A 15532-nucleotide genomic window follows, 5' to 3' on the forward strand; every position below is an offset into this window, starting at 1 on the left:
TCTGTATTAACATCAGCCTCCCGCAGCATTCGCGATACGCGGCTGATTCCCCTGCTACTCTTTCTGACGCAGCATCATGATCCTTATCCGCGGGATATTCTTTGCAGCCGTTTGCGACTCAGGATTCAGACGGTAAGCCGCCGTGTACGACTTCAGCGCTTCATTCAAGAGACCCTTCTTTTCATAGGCCGCCCCTAAATTTACATGGGCGTCGTAATCCTCGGGATCGTATTTCAGCGACAGACGATAGTACTCTATTTGCCGGTCGGTGTCACCCTTCAAACCATAAAGATAAGCGGCGCCGGAATAAAGAGACGCCTTCTTCGGCTTTAATTTGATCAGTTTCCGGTAAACGCCGAGCGCCTTTTCGTAGTTTTTCTCCCGGCTGTAGATTTCCAATAATTTGGTCAGAGACTCTTCCGTCGGGTTCTGGACTGCCATTTTTTCATACAGGGCCTTCTCTTTGCTGGTATTCCCCCCCTGTGCATAGATTTTCGCCAGATTAGCCCGGATTTGCTGATCCTTCTCCCCATACCGAAGGGCCTTTTCCCAGTTTTCCGCAGCCTTGCCGGGCTGTTTCATTTCCGCGTAGCAGAAACCAAGACGGGTATAGAGCGCCGCTTTCAGGGGATTCTTGCGGATAATTTTTCCATAGAGGACCGCCGCCTCCTGGTATTTCTTCTCAATGAAAAGGATGTCGGCCAGCCTTTCTGCCGCTTCGTAATCGTTCGGATTGAGTTTCAGCGCCTTTTTATACTCTGCCCCCGCCTCGGCAAGCCTTTTTTCCTTTTCATAAGCGACCGCCAGATTGAAATGAATTACCGGATCCGCAGGCTTCAACTCCATCGCCTTGCGGTAATTGGCGATCTCTTCCCGGTGATTGCCTTTAGCCCCCCAGGCGAAACCAAGATTGGCATAAAGGGCGGCGTCCCGCGGCTGTCTCTTCAACATCTCCCCGTACAATTTGATCGCCCCGTCGAAGTCCCCGGTCTTCAACAAAATACCGCTCAGGGACGCCGCCACCGGCTCGGCCTGAGGCGCCTTCTCCAGAGCCAGACGGTAGTGTTTCGCAGCCATCTGCTGATTGCCGCTCTTTTCATAGGCCTCCCCCAACCGGTAGAGAACCTCGGGACTTCCGGGACGCAGTTTCAGTGCCCCTTCGTAGGCGGAAATTGCCTTTCCCCAGTTTCCGAGCCCTCCCCAGGCCCCGGCAAGATCTGCCAGCAGTTGCCCATCCTGCGGGTTGACGGCAAGTGCCCGCAAACCAATCCGGATTGCTTCATCATAACTGCCGATTTTGAGGTAGCATTGGGCAAGCCCGGTGAGAGCTGTTCCGTCATCCGGTTTCAGTCTCAGAACCTCTTTGTACTGGCTGATTGCCTCCGCCGTCAGGCCTGACTTGAAATAAAGGGCCCCCAGCATCCGGCGGACATTTGCATCTTCCGGGGTCATCTTGACTGCCCGCTTCAGGTAGTCTATCTGAACCCTGCTATTTTTTGATTCACGGGCATAACGGAGCCAATCCTGGGGAGTCACAACCACCCGGATCGGAATGGACGCAAGCAAATTACCCTGATAGGACACCCTGAAGTTTAGTTCCCCCCCCCTTTTTTCTGTTCCCACATTTTTCCCCGCCGCCGCTATTTTGTCAACAAGCTCCACCCCCTTCACAAGCTTGCGGAAATCATCCCTGCTGCCCGTTCCCTCGATGTCCACCCCTAATCCCTTGCCGGCAAGGACGTCTGTTTCAATCTCTTTAACGATAAATTGATCCCGGTAGGAAACCTCAAACACATCCCCTGCCTTCAGGATATAATCATTCCCGTTTTTCTCCACGACCAACGAATAAAAATGCGGCGTTCCGGAAAAAACGAAAAAAGCGATGGTGTTTTTAGTCCGGACCAACGCCGCGGCAACCGTTCTTGCCTTCTCCGGCAGCAGATACCCGACGGCGGCAATGCAGCAGGCCGCAAACAGCGAGGCAATCAGAACGACCATTCCCGTCCTGCTGTTTTTTACTTTTTCCTTTTTTTCTTTCGGCGCCCGGCCCGATTCATATTCCATAGCTGCCACTTGCCCTTCTCATTTTTTCACCCCCGGGGATGATACCGGCGATGTACCTCCTTAAGCCGTTCCCGCGTCACGTGCGTGTATATCTGGGTGGTCGAGATATCGGCATGACCGAGCATGATCTGCACGGAACGTAAATCGGCGCCCCCCTCCAGCAGATGCGACGCAAAGGAGTGGCGAAAGGTGTGGGGGTGAACCCTTTTCTCCAATCCAGCCCGTGCCGCATACCCCTTGACGATCTTCCAGAAACCCTGTCTGCTCAGACCCTTGCCAAAGCGATTCAGGAACAGCAGATTGCAGCCGCTGCCTTTGAGCAGCAGCGGCCGGGCAATTTCTACATATTTTTTCGCCCTGTCGTAGGCCGTTCTGCCGATCGGCACAATTCGCTCCTTTTCCCCTTTGCCGGAAGCCACCAGATACCCGACATGCCAGTTTATGCTGTTCAAGGTGAGCCCGATCAGCTCCGAAACCCGGATGCCGGTCGCGTACATGAGTTCGAGCATCGCCCCATCCCGAAAATCCGCTGGGGTTTCAGCGCCCGGTTTAGTTAGAAGCAGGGCCATCTCCTCACGGCTTAAAACCTCCGGGATGCGCGTCCAGATTTTGGCGAGTTCTATATGGGACAGGGGGGTATGGTCAATCTTTTTTTCCCGGAGCAGATATTTGTAAAAACCCCGGAGCGCGGCAAGAGAACGGTTCATCGAATTTGCCGACAGTCCTGAGGCATGAAGAAAAGTCAGATACGCAACTACATCTTCCGCGCCGATTGGCCCCAGCCCGACTACCCCCCGCTGCGTCGTGAATTTCGCATAACGAAGCAGATCACGGCTGTACCCGTCAATCGTGTTTGGCGAAGCCCCTTTTTCGACAATCATAAAATTCAGATACTCGTCGATCAGACTGTACATTATTTATCTCTTTCAGCGGCTAATTTGCCTTCCGGGGAATAACCAGCTTGCTGCCGACATAAAGCAGGTCGGGCCGCTTAAGATTATTCAGTTGCTTTATAGCCCCGGTTGTTGTCCCGTGACTTACGGCAATCGAATATAACGTATCGCCGCTTTTTACCTTATAGACAGTGGTTGGCGCCGAAGCATCGCCGGGATATCCTCCGCTTGCCGGAAACGGCGGAAGAAATTTCACGATCGCATCGGCCGCCGCGAGCGCTATTTTCTCCTGGAAATCTCCATTTCTCAGCAGTTTTTCTTCCTTCAGGTTAGAGATAAAAGCGGTCTCCAGTAAAACTGACGTAATTTCAGGAAGTTTTAGGACATAGAAGGACGCTTCCTGAACGTCCTCAAATTTAATGCCGCTCACCGCCTTCAGGTCACTCAGTAAAATACGCCCGAAACTTCGGGACTGATTTTTAACATGGTTCTGGAACATATCAAGGATGATCGGATCGGAGATATCGCTTTGCTCTCCGGCGGGGACACCTCCGATCACGTCCGCCAGGTTTTCGTTATCGGCCAGAATCTTTGCCGCTTCACTGCTGGCGGCGCCGGCGGCAATGCAATAAACGGAGCTGCCCCGGGCCGCCCTGTTTTTGGCCGCATCCGCATGGATGCTCAAAAAGAGATCAGCGCCATGTTCCCTTGCAATCATAAGTCTTTTTTTAAACGTCACATAATAGTCGCCCTTTCTGGTTAAAAAGGCGCGATAGCCATTTTTTTTATTAATGATATCCTGCAGTTTGCGTGCGATATCCAAAACTACATCCTTTTCATACGTTCCTTCCTTCCCGACGGCGCCGGGCGCATCCCCCCCATGGCCGGGATCGATAACCACCACCCACTCCTTTTTTTTGTCCCCTGTTTCCTCTCGTGTTGGGTTGTCATTTTGCTCAGCTTCCGGCAGGATAATATCAACGACAATCCGCTCCGGTTTGTCGCGAAATTTTTTCAGTTTAAAAACGTTTGTCTGCAAATTTCCGAACATTCTTATTTCAATGATTACCTTGGACGGGGAAAAAGCGGACAAGGAAACTGCCTGCAACCCCGGTTTGTTGAAAACCTTCAAACCGGCAAGAGCGGCGGGCAGGACAGCATCTGCAAAAATGAGCGTAATCTGCCGGTCAACCTTTTCAATACGGAAATCAGCCTCTTGGCTGGTATCGATAACCAAACGGGTGTGATCCGGGGCCACCCAGTGGCGAACGCCGAGGATTTCGGTCGCGGCTTTAGCGTCTGCCGAAAAGGCCGCTCCCAGAATCCATGCCAGCACAAAAAATAAAACCCTCCCCTTCCGACGCATCCAGACACCTCCCTTGGGTTGCTTCTATCAGCTTGACGAGGGAAATTCAATCCCCTCGGGAAAATTTGATTGACAAATTCCGCCATTAATGACATTGATGCCGCCGCTTTAAAGGCCGACAGCGGAACGTAAAAAGGGTTGAGTATCGTTAAGACCGGTTATATATACCGCATGTCGCTTGTCAGGTTTAGGTTTTAGGGGGCGATTAGCTCAGATGGATAGAGCGCTGGTCTCCGGAACCAGAGGTCGTGGGTTCGAATCCCACATCGCCCACCAATAGCGTCAGGGGGCGGCATCGACAGAGACGCCGCATAAACTCTCAGGAGTTAACCAAGCAGAGTGTCTCCTTGCCTGCATCCTGAATGCAGGCTATAGAGCCGAAAGGAGGAAGTAAAATTGAGGAAATATGAAACGATTTTGATCGCCAATGCGGATTTGCGCGACGACGAACAAACCGCCCTCATTGCCCGGTACAGCGGAATCGTTACCGGACAGAAAGGCATCATGATCAAGGGTGATTGCTGGGGCAAGCGGAAACTGGCGTACGCCATAAAGAAACAGACCCGAGGCATTTACGTCCTGCTCGAGTATGCCGGAGGGAGCTCCGTTGTCAACGAACTGGAGAGAAATCTCAAGATTGACGACAAGATTCTGAAATTCATGACCATTCTCAAGGAAGACGGGATTGATCCCGTTGCCCTGGAAAAGGAACTGGCCGAGTTAAAACAGAGGAAAGAAGATGAAAGCAAGGTTACCCCTCCTTCCGGGGACGAAGCCCCTCAACCGGAAAATGATCAGCCGGAAAAGGACGCGGAGATAGCGGAAACGCTCCCTGAAGATGCAGCAACCGACGCAAAGGAGGAAAATTAATCATGGCTTTTACACCTGCAACAAGAACGCCGGGAAAGGGACCGCGCACTCAGAAGAAGTTCTTCCACAAAAGAAAATTTTGCCGCTTCTGTACGGACCATAACCTGAATATTGAATACAAGGATCCCCAGACACTCCGAGAGTTTATAACCGAACGGGGCAAAATAATGCCGCGCCGGATCACCGGAAACTGTGCAAAACATCAGAGGGAGATTACCGTGGCGATAAAAAGGGCAAGAACGATCGCACTGCTTCCTTTTGCCGTTTCCGAGGGATAAATAACGCTGAAACAAGACTGGCTCAGAACTTGATATTGGCAAGAACCCTTGACAATGAATTGCTGCAGGGATGGATGATCCTTACCGTCACCTTCCTCTTCGTGGCCTTGGTTCCTTTTATAGGCCCGCTCGTTGTCGTCCTGACCCCGTTGCCCGTTCTCTATTACGCCTCCCATCTGGGCCGGCTGCGCGGGTTTTCGGTTCTGGCGGCTTCGTTTTTGACGTCGTACGGCATTCTATCCCTCCTGAAGCAGCCTGTCCATCTGCCGACGCTGTTGATGATCGCCATCACGGGGCTCCTGCTGTCAGAGGTTCTAAAGCGCAATTATTCGTTCGAAAAGACAATTTTGACGGCTTCCCTGTTTTTGTTTTTTTGCGGTGCAGCTTTTATCATCTTGCGCTCCTGGCAGGCCGACATCGCCCCCTGGAAGCTGATCGAACGTTATGCGGCTGCTTTAATAAAAGAAAACATTGAGCTTTACAGCCAGTTGAATATTTCTCAGGAGCAAATTAAGGTGATCCGCGAAAACACCGGGCAGATCACACGCTTTTTTGCCGGTGTTTTCCCAGCCTTGGGAATTTCAGGAAGCGTGCTTATGGTATGGGCAAATCTGCTGGCGGGACAAATGTTATTGCGGGTCAGGAAGTTTTCCTTTCCCGAATTCGGAGATCTGACTTTATGGAAAGCGCCGGAATGGCTGGTTTGGACTTTTATCGCCGCCGGAGGAATGCTGTTTTTCCCTGGGGAAAGCATTGTCATACTCGGGATGAATCTGCTGATTATTCTCTGCATGATCTATATGTTTCAGGGTTTGGCCATCACAGCGTTCTTCTTCCGGAAGAAACAAATCCCGCGGCTGTTCCGATTTTTCTTCTACGGACTGATCCTGATCCAGCAGTATATGCTGTTAATAGTTGTTGCCCTGGGCCTTTTCGATTTGTGGGTTGATTTCCGCAAGCGGATAAAAGATGTAAACCATACGGATGGAAACCAATAATTATGATGGCGGCATTAAGTGTCGCCATCCTCAAAGGAGGAAAAAATGAAGATCATTTTAAATCAGGGGATAGACACTCTCGGAAAAGCCGGCGATCTGGTGAAGGTTGCCGATGGATATGCCCGCAATTACCTGATCCCCAAGGGACTGGCCTCCGAGGCCGACGGTAGGAACATCAAGGCCTTTGAACACGAAAAGAAACGGATAATGGTTCAGGCTGAAAAAGACCGGAAAAAGGCCGAAGAGATCGCGGCCAGACTGGGTGCAATAACCTGCACAATCGCCAGGCGCGTGGGCGAGCAGGAAAAACTATTCGGGTCTGTCGGCGCCAAGGACATCCAGGAGGCGCTTGGCCTTTTGGGAATCGAAGTTGATAAAAGGAATATAATTTTGGATGAGCCGCTCAAGGCGCTGGGTGAATTCCCGGTCCGCATCAAAGTCGGCGGCGGGACCACAGCCGAAATAAAAGTAGCGGTAGTTGCGGAAGGATAAACCATGTTCAGCAAAGTTAGGCCGGCGCTTTTTCGATGAAAGACATAGACGTTTCCCTGCACAAGATTCCCCCGCAAAACCTTGAAGCGGAGCAATCCATTCTGGGGGGAATCCTGCTCGACAATCAGGCGCTGAATGCGGTTCTGGAGGTGCTTACCCAGTCTGACTTCTACAGCGACGCCCACCGCAAGATTTTCACCTCGATCCTCGAGCTGAACAACCGCAACGAACCAGCCGATCTGATTACGCTCAGCAACATCATGAAGGATCAGAAAAAGCTTGACCAGGTAGGGGGGGTATCCTACCTGGCTTCGCTGGTAGATAACGTCGGTTCGGCGGCGAACATCGCCTACTATGCCAAGATTGTTAAGGAAAAGAGCATACTGCGCAACATGATCGGCGCGGCGACCGAGATACTCAACAACAGCTACGACGTGGGCGGGGATGTCGATCAGATTCTGGATCAGGCGGAACACGCCATCTTCGAGATCTCCGAAAACAAGATACGCCCCTCTTTTTCTCCGATCCGGGAGATAATGAAAGACAGTTTTCAAACCATTGAAAAGCTCTATACTAATAAAGAGCTGATCACCGGGGTAGCCACCGGGTTTGACAAGCTGGACGACATCACTTCCGGCCTGCAGAAATCCGATCTGATCATTATCGCCGGCCGGCCCAGCATGGGGAAAACGGCGTTTGCCCTGAACATCGCCCAATACGCAGCGCAGGAAACCGGCGTTCCGGTGGCAATCTTCTCGCTGGAAATGGCGAAGGAGCAGCTTGTCATGAGAATGCTCGCCGCCGAGGCCCGCGTTGATTCACAGCGTCTGCGCAAGGGCTTTCTCGGAGAAACGGACTGGCCGAAACTGACAGATGCAGCCGGACGTCTGTCCGATGCCCCCATTTACATAGATGACACGCCGGCGATTACCGTCATCGAAATGAAGGCAAAATCGAGACGGCTCAAGGCGGAAGCGGGGCTGGGACTTATTGTTCTTGATTATCTGCAGCTGATGCGGGGAAGCGCGTACCGTGATTCCCGCGAGCAGGAAATTTCGGAAATCAGCCGCTCCCTGAAGGCCCTCGCCAAGGAACTCTCGGTGCCGGTCATTGCCCTTTCCCAGTTAAACCGAAAAGTGGAGGACCGCACCAACCGTCGGCCGATGATGGCGGATTTGCGGGAATCCGGTGCGATTGAACAGGACGCGGATGTTATTGCCTTTATCTATCGCGACGATGTTTACAACAAATCGGAAGACAACCCGGAAAAGGGGATCGCCGAAATAATCATCGGCAAACAGAGAAACGGGCCTACCGGCATCGTGAAACTGGCCTTCCAGGAGAAATACACCCGTTTTGAAAACCTGGCGATTGTCGCAAAAGAATAAAATCAGGCCTCCAGCAGTTTGGTCTCCTCCCGCAGATACGGGATAGCGAGAGCCATCTTTTTCAACGCCTGCTTTTCTATCTGCCGCGCCCGCTCCCTGGTCACCCGAAAGTGATCGCCTACTTCCTGCAGGGTCAGCGGATTATCAGCCATGACCCGGTTGCGGATGATGAAGCTCTCCTTATCATTCAGTTTGGAAAGCGCCCCGGCTATGTTGCGCTGGACTATGGACGTCTCCTCTTTCCGGATCAGGGACGTTTCCTGATCCTCGCCATCATCGGTCAGGTAATCCAGATGGGTGGACTCACTCTCGTCATTGACGGCAGTGTTAAGCGAAAGATCGCGGCTTCCCATCCTTGTTTCCATCTCCGCAATCTCCTCTGCCTTGACTCCCAGCGATTCGGCTATCTCTGAAAACTCCGCGTGCTTCTCGGAGAGGGTTTCCAGCGTCTTTCTTGCCTGGCCCAGCTTGAAGAAGAGCTTCCGCTGGGTCTGGGTCGTGCCAATTTTAACTAAGCTCCATGATTTTATGAGATAATTCTGTATATAAGCGCGTATCCACCAAACGGCATAGGAAATCAAACGGTAACCCTTGTAGGGGTCGAACTTCTTTACGGCATGCATCAGGCCAATGTTGCCTTCCTGAACAAGATCGGGAAGTTTCATTCCGTAATTCCGGTATTCATGGGCAATCTTGACCACAAAACGCAGATTCGAGACAACGAGCTTCTCCGCTGCCTGCATATCATTGTATTTTTTGAACCGGACGGCGAGTTCAAACTCCTCTTCCGCCGTCAAGATGGGAAACCGATTTATTTCCGCAACATAAACATCAAGGGTCCCCGTAACAGCCGGAATATACAAAGCAGATCCTCCTGTAATTTAAACGCGTCAAAATCCAAGCCAAGTCGCTTTCCGAAAGCGGCGAAAGGCCAGGGAACACCGGGGCGACTGCTAAGGCATTGCCAAAGTCAACACCCTGATAATTTGCCGCCCTGTTGCCATCATCTTGAACCTCAACCCCTTCTCTGCCCAGCCTGCAGCTAATTGACCTTTCGCGGGCGGCACTGTATGTGAGGTCATGCCAGGGGAAAGGCATCTACCCACGGAAGGTTTCTTGTGCAACAATTCTCCCGAAATATCAAGTTCAAATGCTCTTGTTGGATAAGGTGAAGATGACAAGCATCTCCTCAAATTATTGGGATTTCTATGGACTTATTCAGTGAGCGTCAATGGGCGCCCTGCGTGGGGAAACAGTGGGAGGGAAACCCGCACGGCGGTGAGATCGGTTATTTTTTCTTCATCGGGTCGCCTTCGTAGCCCAGGGCCTTCCAGTCCAGACGTCCCTTGGAACCGTGGCAATCCATACATTTGAGAGCCTTCGCCTTCGGAACGACCATGTGGTTCACCCGCCAGACCATACGGGTCTCCACAAAGCCGTATTTGCCGCTGTACGGCATCCCGGCGGCTTTCATCCCATCTTCGACGGCCTTCCCCCAATCGAAGTTTTTCCAGTAACCTCCAAAGAGGTGGACATAGGCCATGGTGTTGTTTCCAGCGTCATAGGGCTGCTTTCCTCTCATCACCTTGAAAGGGGTGATCCGAGCGTTCGGATCTTTGCGGTCGCCCAGCGGTCGGTTGAACTCAACCACCTTGTTCGGATCGATCTTGTCGCCGGGAAGACTCCGCTCCACCTTGCCGTCGTACCAGAAGTATTCGGGGGCAAAATCTTTGTTCCACTTGAACTCCCCCTTGATCTTCGCATAGGTCTCCATGCCGAAAGCATCCTTCTCCGGCTTCCGATCCTGACCCGCCTTGGACCAGTCCCACCAGACCTTGGTCGGCAGCGTCTTGGCGATGGTCGGAATGTGACAAGTCTGGCAGGCAACCTTTTTGGCATGGCGGTTCAGCACCGCGTTCTTGTGGATCTCGGGCTTGTCGTGGCAATCTACACACTGCACGCGGAGCTTGTCCCCCTGCGAGACCATCAGGGATTCGCCCCGAATCACGTGATTCTTGGTCTTGTGGCAGTCTGTGCAGCTCATCTTGGCCTTGCCGCCCATGTGGACGTCAATCTCCGCGGTCGGGTCGGTCATCGAGGAGTCGAGATCCCCATGTTTGATATGGTCTCCGCCGCCGCCGTAGAAGTGGCAGGAGCCGCAGGATTTGCGGGAAGTCCTGCCGACCGTCTGGGCCACCTTAGTCAGATCGACCTTGGGATCCGGCGCCACCTCCGGGAAAACCTTATTATAGGTACCCGTCGTATCGTGGCAGGCCAGGCAGTCCACGTTCTCCGCCTTGGTGAAGTCATACTGGTTATTTTTGTAACCGTATCCGGCATGACAGACCGTGCAGCGGGGCTCGTTGGAAGGGACGGCAATGCAGAAATTGTTAATGACATTCTTCTTGCCTATGGCCATTTTCCGGCCGTTAACCACCTGCTCGTCAGACCAGGTCCAGTGCGGTGTCTTCATGACATCCTGGGCTTGTTTCTTGTGACACTCGAGACACTTCGCGGTAACCTCGGGGCCGCTCTTGAACGGGCCGGCAATGAAGTCAGCATGGTTCGGACCCGCCAGGGCGGCTGACGTCACCGCCAATCCCAATATGGCGGCACTTACGACGATCCTAAATTTCATATAAACATCCTCCTTTTATTGAATTTGCCGGTCATAAGCAAAACATGCACCAGTGGCAACCAAGTGGGATCAATAAAAAAATAAACCAGAATACAACGTCTTATGGATACATAACGTTTCCGTGGCTTGAACGCCTTATAGACGTTAACAATAAATTAACACTTGATAATTAACAGAAGTTAATTTATTAACATTCATCGGCCGTCGAAAAACGGCAAAAACGGGAGAGAAATGTTAAGTTATGACCAACAGCCATTTTGAACAATACTGGGAAACCATTGTGGATACAATGATGGACGGCATCATCGTTGTCGATGGCGATTGCACGATCCTGACGTCCAATCGGGCGCTGGAGGAGATGACCGGCTATGACAAAAATGCGCTGGTGGGGCAGCCCTGTACAATCCTCGGTTGCAACGTTTGCGTTTCCGGGCATTCGCATGAAAACGGCTGGACTAAAAGTGATTGCGACCTGTTTTCCTCGAGGATGGTGATCAAACGTCGCTGCCTGCTCCGCAGAAAGGACGGCGGCACGCTCCACGTTTTGAAAAATGCCGCAATCCTGAAAGACGGCAGCGGCAAGACGGTGGGCGGAGTCGAAACCATTACGGACATTACCGATCTCGTTGAAAAGGAAGAGGTGATCCGGGAGTTGAAACACCTGCTTTCGCCTCAGGAGAGCTTCGAGGGGATTGTCGGAAAAAGCAGCAAGATGGCGGATGTGTTCGAACTCATCCGCAACGCCTCGGCATCCGACGCCCCGATCATCATCTACGGAGAAAGCGGGACGGGGAAGGAGCTGGCGGCAAATGCCATCCATCACCTGGGCCGGAGGAACAAGCGGGCCATGGTCAAGGTAAGCTGTGCAGCCCTGAGTGAGTCGTTGCTGGAGAGCGAGCTGTTCGGGCATGTGAAGGGCGCCTTCACCGGCGCCGCCAGGGACCGCAAAGGGCGCTTCGAAGCGGCCCACAAGGGGGACCTTTTCCTGGACGAAATCGGCGACATTCCGCTGGCAATGCAGATCAAACTTCTTCGGGCGCTTCAGGAAAAGGAGATCGAGCGGGTCGGCGAGCAGACGCCAATCCCCGTCGACGTGCGAATCATCGCCGCAACCCACCGGGACCTTAAAGCGCTGTGCCGGGAAGGACGATTCCGGGAAGATCTTTTCTACCGGTTGAACGTGATCCCTATCTGCCTGCCCCCGCTCCGGGAAAGACCGGAAGATATCCCCTTGCTGGTGGACTATTTTATCCGGACCATCAGGGTTAGAACAGAGAAGAATATTCAGGGGGTGACGAAGCAGGCCATGGAGCTTCTGACGGCCGCGCAGTGGCCCGGCAATATCCGGGAGCTGCTCAACGTTCTGGAATACGCCTTCGTCGTCTGTCATGAAGAGCTGATTTCCGACTGCCACCTGCCGTCCCTGAAAGAGGAGCAGCCTCGCCTGCCTTACCGCCGGCAGGAGAGCGCGCCCGACCGGACAAGGCGAGAGGAACTGATCAGAATTCTTCATGATACGGGCGGCAACCGGCAGGAGGCGGCCCGTCTGTTGGGGATAAGCCGGGTCACGCTCTGGAAACTGCTTAGGCGGCACGACATCCGGATAGAATCTCGCATTCGGTCTGATGCGGCCGACCCGCAAAGTCATTTGGAGTCGTCCGGATGAATGAGAGCGCGGGCTCCGTCCCGGCGTTCAGGAGATGGAAAAGCCCGTAAACGGGAATACTGATGAATTGCTGTCTGAAGATAAAATCAGCTAATGATGGCCGGAAGGGAAACGTGCATTTTCAAATGCAACGGCCCAGCGCGGATACCTTGCTGCTGATGGGTGGCATCCTTATGACCGCCTTCCTGCTGTGGTTTGCCGTAAACAGCCAACTGAACGCCCGACCTGTGGCTCGGGCTTTGCTGCAGGGCGTGGCCCTTTCGCTGGGGCAGACGATTGAATATCTGGCTGCCCGCGATCCATCTTTCAAAACTCTGGCCAACTTTCACTACCGGGATATCGCCTATTTTTCCCTGATCGACCGTTCCGGTCGGGTCCGCTTTCACCAGAATCCCGAGCTGACAGGAGAAATGGTGAAGGACGACCGTTACCTTCCCGCCTTCTCTGCCTCCGCGCCTGTCGAAAACCGCATCCGTCTGGGCACCGGGGAGGAGGTTTACGAATGCAATTTGCCGCTGCACCTGTCAGGGGAGAGCATGGTTTTAAGGCTGGTGCTTCATACCTGGCAGGCCGATCAGATCATCAACCGGGCCCGCGCCGGTGCGATCATTCTGCTGACGCTGACGCTGGGCTTCTGGATACTGGGTTTTCTGCTGACTCGGTTGCTGAAACGCGATGCAAGACATCGGGAACAGATGGCCCGACAAGAGCAGATGGCCCGGCTGGGCACATTGGGGGCTGTGCTGGCCCACGAAGTGCGCACGCCCCTGGCCGGCATCAAGGGATACGCCCAGTTGCTTGGAGAGAGAATAACCGAGGAACGTTCCCGCGGCTTTGCCGCCTTGATCGCGCAGGAAGCAATCCGACTGGAGGGCTTGGTAAACGATCTGCTTGACTATGCCCGGCAGGATGACCCTGACAACGGCTGCACCCTCCTGAATGAGGAGTTGCTTAACACAGCCTGGAACATAATGTCTGACCGCGCAAATGTTCAGACGGTAAATTTGAAGCTGTCGATACAATCCGGAGTCTGGGTTGCCTGCCGCCCGGAGAGACTGCGACAACTGTTGATCAATCTTTTCAGCAACGCCCTGCAGGCAATCCCGTCGGGAGGAACAATCCAGGCAACGGTAACGGAGGGAAGGCAAATTGTCACACTAAAGGTTCGAGACAGCGGCGCCGGTTTTACGGAAGAGGCTATAAAAAAGGCATTTGATCCCTTTTATACAACCCGTCCGCATGGCAGCGGTCTGGGTCTGGCGGTCTGCCATAAGATAGCAGAAGGGTGCGGGGGCAAAATCAGCGCCGCAAACACCGACGGAGGCGGGGCCGAGATTACTGTTCTCCTGCCATTTTGTCGCGAAAGGAAGAGTCTATGACAAATCAGGCCACAATACTGATCATTGAGGATGACCCAACCTTTCGGTCGCTTTTGGTTGCGATCCTTGAGGATGAGCATTACGAAGTAGTGGAGGAAAAAGACGGCCTGCAGGCGTTGTTGGCCCTGCGCCGCCGTTCGTACGATCTGGTTCTTTCAGACCTGAGGTTGCCGGGTATGGAGGGGCTGGATCTGTTCAGAGCCGCCAAGGCCGAGGGACTTACCCCTCCTTTCATCCTGCTTACCGCCTTCGGCACGGTGGAAGAGGCGGTATCGGCGCTCAAGGAGGGAGTCATCGACTTTCTAACAAAACCGCTTAAAGACCCCGATGCCTTGCGGACCCTGGTTCGCCGGACCTTGGAGAGCCGTCGCCGGGAACTGGCACTGACTGCCTTGAGGGACAGGGAGGTCGCTGGAATGCCACCGGAAAAGGTGCTTTTTGCAGGCACAGCGATGGCGAAGGTACGCCGTCTGATCGCAAATGTGGCGGAGACTCCGGCCTCGGTACTGATCAGCGGCGAGTCCGGCACCGGCAAGGAACTGGCGGCCCGGATTATCCATCTTGCAAGCCCACGGCATGACGCCGGCTTTGTCGCGATAAACTGTGCGGCAATCCCTGAAAATCTGATGGAGAGCGAATTGTTCGGTCATGAAAAGGGGGCCTTCACTGGCGCGACGCAGGCACGCCCAGGCAAGTTCGAGTTGGCGGCCGGCGGCACCCTGTTTCTCGACGAGATCGGCGAGCTGCCCCTGGCGTTGCAGGCAAAGCTGCTGCGTGTTTTGCAGGAAAGGACATTTGAGCGCCTGGGTGGGCTCCGGGAAATCCGGGCCGATGTTAGGATTATCGCGGCAACCAACCGGAACTTGGCAACCGAAATCCGTGAAAAAAGGTTCCGGGAAGACCTCTTCTACCGACTGAATGTCTTTCCGATCCAGCTGCCTCCCTTGCGGGAAAGGCGCGACGGACTGCCGATCCTCACCGAGTACCTGGCATTGCGGGCTGATCGGCAAATCGGCAAGGCGGTTTCTGTCGTAGAATCGGAGGTGCATGCCGCTTTTGCAAACTATGACTGGCCTGGGAATATCCGTGAGTTGCAGAACGTTATCGAACGGGCCGTAATATTGAGCAGCGGCAGGATCACCCTGAGCGATCTGCCGGAGCTTATCCGTTGGCCGCTCAAACAATCATTGGTCGTAACGGACGGCAGCCTCCAGGAACGGGAGAGGGAGGCCATCCTGGAGATGCTGGCACGTTGCGGCGGAAACCGCCGTCTGGCGGCGGAACGTCTGGGAATCTCGAAGCGTACCTTGCAATACCGCCTCAAGGAGTATGGGATGACTGACGGTTGATCGGCGGTGCAGAATTGGCATGCCTTGTGCAATATCTGCACCACTAATATCTGAAGCTCTTTGGGCTCCATGTATTAACACCTGTGATAATAGTTAGATACACTTAATAATGAGCTTGGCACGGTATCTGCTCTATCTTATGGCAACGGGA

Annotated in this window: 13 protein-coding genes and 1 tRNA gene; 9 read left to right on the top strand and 5 right to left on the bottom strand. The window is 53.5% G+C overall.

Annotated elements, in window-relative coordinates:
• Positions 1–54: 54 nt before the first annotated feature.
• Genes M0P74_03525 through M0P74_03535 form a run of 3 tightly spaced genes read right to left on the bottom strand, consistent with a single transcriptional unit; the run spans position 55 to position 4323 of the window.
• Positions 55–2064: a tetratricopeptide repeat protein gene (locus tag M0P74_03525; protein ID MCK9362662.1), complete on the bottom strand. Its 2010-nt coding sequence runs from the start codon at positions 2062–2064 to the stop codon at positions 55–57.
• A 26-nt stretch (positions 2065–2090) separates the two neighbouring features.
• Entirely contained in the window at positions 2091–2945 is an 855-nt protein-coding gene (gene xerD, locus M0P74_03530) for a site-specific tyrosine recombinase XerD (GenBank protein MCK9362663.1), read from the bottom strand.
• Between the two features lie 52 nt (positions 2946–2997).
• Positions 2998–4323, bottom strand: a complete 1326-nt coding sequence (locus tag M0P74_03535) for an N-acetylmuramoyl-L-alanine amidase (protein ID MCK9362664.1) — start codon at positions 4321–4323, stop codon at positions 2998–3000.
• A gap of 199 nt (positions 4324–4522) precedes the next feature.
• Here M0P74_03535 and M0P74_03540 point away from each other — a divergent pair.
• The 6 genes from M0P74_03540 (at position 4523) to dnaB (ending at position 8349) form a co-directional block, all read left to right on the top strand.
• Positions 4523–4599, top strand: a tRNA-Arg gene (locus M0P74_03540).
• A gap of 120 nt (positions 4600–4719) precedes the next feature.
• Positions 4720–5193 carry a 30S ribosomal protein S6 gene (gene rpsF / locus M0P74_03545; protein MCK9362665.1) on the top strand — a complete coding sequence of 158 codons (474 nt, stop codon included), beginning with the start codon at positions 4720–4722 and terminating at the stop codon, positions 5191–5193.
• Between the two features lie 2 nt (positions 5194–5195).
• Positions 5196–5471 (top strand): 30S ribosomal protein S18, encoded by a 276-nt coding sequence (gene rpsR / locus M0P74_03550; protein MCK9362666.1) that lies wholly within the window; start codon positions 5196–5198, stop codon positions 5469–5471.
• Positions 5472–5506: 35 nt separating this feature from the next.
• The gene (locus tag M0P74_03555; protein MCK9362667.1) at positions 5507–6469 is read left to right on the top strand and encodes a YybS family protein; all 963 of its coding nucleotides are present in this window, start codon (positions 5507–5509) and stop codon (positions 6467–6469) included.
• Between the two features lie 45 nt (positions 6470–6514).
• The gene (gene rplI, locus M0P74_03560; protein ID MCK9362668.1) at positions 6515–6961 is read left to right on the top strand and encodes a 50S ribosomal protein L9; all 447 of its coding nucleotides are present in this window, start codon (positions 6515–6517) and stop codon (positions 6959–6961) included.
• Between the two features lie 35 nt (positions 6962–6996).
• On the top strand, positions 6997–8349 hold the full coding sequence (gene dnaB, locus M0P74_03565; GenBank protein MCK9362669.1) for a replicative DNA helicase: 1353 nt from the start codon (positions 6997–6999) through the stop codon (positions 8347–8349).
• A 2-nt stretch (positions 8350–8351) separates the two neighbouring features.
• Here the strand turns inward: dnaB and rpoH are convergent, their stop codons facing one another.
• Entirely contained in the window at positions 8352–9212 is an 861-nt protein-coding gene (rpoH, locus tag M0P74_03570; protein ID MCK9362670.1) for an RNA polymerase sigma factor RpoH, read from the bottom strand.
• A gap of 425 nt (positions 9213–9637) precedes the next feature.
• Positions 9638–10987, bottom strand: a complete 1350-nt coding sequence (locus M0P74_03575) for a tetrathionate reductase family octaheme c-type cytochrome (protein MCK9362671.1) — start codon at positions 10985–10987, stop codon at positions 9638–9640.
• Positions 10988–11228: 241 nt separating this feature from the next.
• On the opposite strand from M0P74_03575, the gene M0P74_03580 reads away from it, so the two are divergent.
• The 3 genes from M0P74_03580 (at position 11229) to M0P74_03590 (ending at position 15381) form a co-directional block, all read left to right on the top strand.
• Positions 11229–12653, top strand: coding sequence for a sigma 54-interacting transcriptional regulator (locus tag M0P74_03580; protein ID MCK9362672.1), 1425 nt, complete (start codon positions 11229–11231; stop codon positions 12651–12653).
• Positions 12654–12778: 125 nt separating this feature from the next.
• A complete protein-coding gene (locus tag M0P74_03585) occupies positions 12779–14032 on the top strand; it encodes an ATP-binding protein (GenBank protein MCK9362673.1) in 1254 nt (417 codons plus the stop codon).
• Positions 14029–15381, top strand: a complete 1353-nt coding sequence (locus M0P74_03590) for a sigma-54 dependent transcriptional regulator (protein ID MCK9362674.1) — start codon at positions 14029–14031, stop codon at positions 15379–15381. The genes M0P74_03585 and M0P74_03590 overlap by 4 nt, the downstream gene beginning before the upstream one ends.
• Positions 15382–15532 lie beyond the last annotated feature (151 nt).

This window comes from Syntrophales bacterium, from assembly GCA_023229765.1.
GTDB lineage: Bacteria > Desulfobacterota > Syntrophia > Syntrophales > UBA5619 > DYTH01.

What these genes read in the sequence shown, in the direction of transcription:
- M0P74_03525 (MCK9362662.1), bottom strand. Translation starts at nt 2,064, where the DNA reads ATGGAATATGAATCGGGCCGGGCGCCGAAAGAAAAAAAGGAAAAAGTA.
- xerD (MCK9362663.1), bottom strand. Translation starts at nt 2,945, where the DNA reads ATGATTGTCGAAAAAGGGGCTTCGCCAAACACGATTGACGGGTACAGC.
- M0P74_03535 (MCK9362664.1), bottom strand. Translation starts at nt 4,323, where the DNA reads ATGCGTCGGAAGGGGAGGGTTTTATTTTTTGTGCTGGCATGGATTCTG.
- rpsR (MCK9362666.1), top strand. Translation starts at nt 5,196, where the DNA reads ATGGCTTTTACACCTGCAACAAGAACGCCGGGAAAGGGACCGCGCACT.
- rplI (MCK9362668.1), top strand. Translation starts at nt 6,515, where the DNA reads ATGAAGATCATTTTAAATCAGGGGATAGACACTCTCGGAAAAGCCGGC.
- dnaB (MCK9362669.1), top strand. Translation starts at nt 6,997, where the DNA reads ATGAAAGACATAGACGTTTCCCTGCACAAGATTCCCCCGCAAAACCTT.
- M0P74_03575 (MCK9362671.1), bottom strand. Translation starts at nt 10,987, where the DNA reads ATGAAATTTAGGATCGTCGTAAGTGCCGCCATATTGGGATTGGCGGTG.
- M0P74_03580 (MCK9362672.1), top strand. Translation starts at nt 11,229, where the DNA reads ATGACCAACAGCCATTTTGAACAATACTGGGAAACCATTGTGGATACA.
- M0P74_03585 (MCK9362673.1), top strand. Translation starts at nt 12,779, where the DNA reads ATGCAACGGCCCAGCGCGGATACCTTGCTGCTGATGGGTGGCATCCTT.
- M0P74_03590 (MCK9362674.1), top strand. Translation starts at nt 14,029, where the DNA reads ATGACAAATCAGGCCACAATACTGATCATTGAGGATGACCCAACCTTT.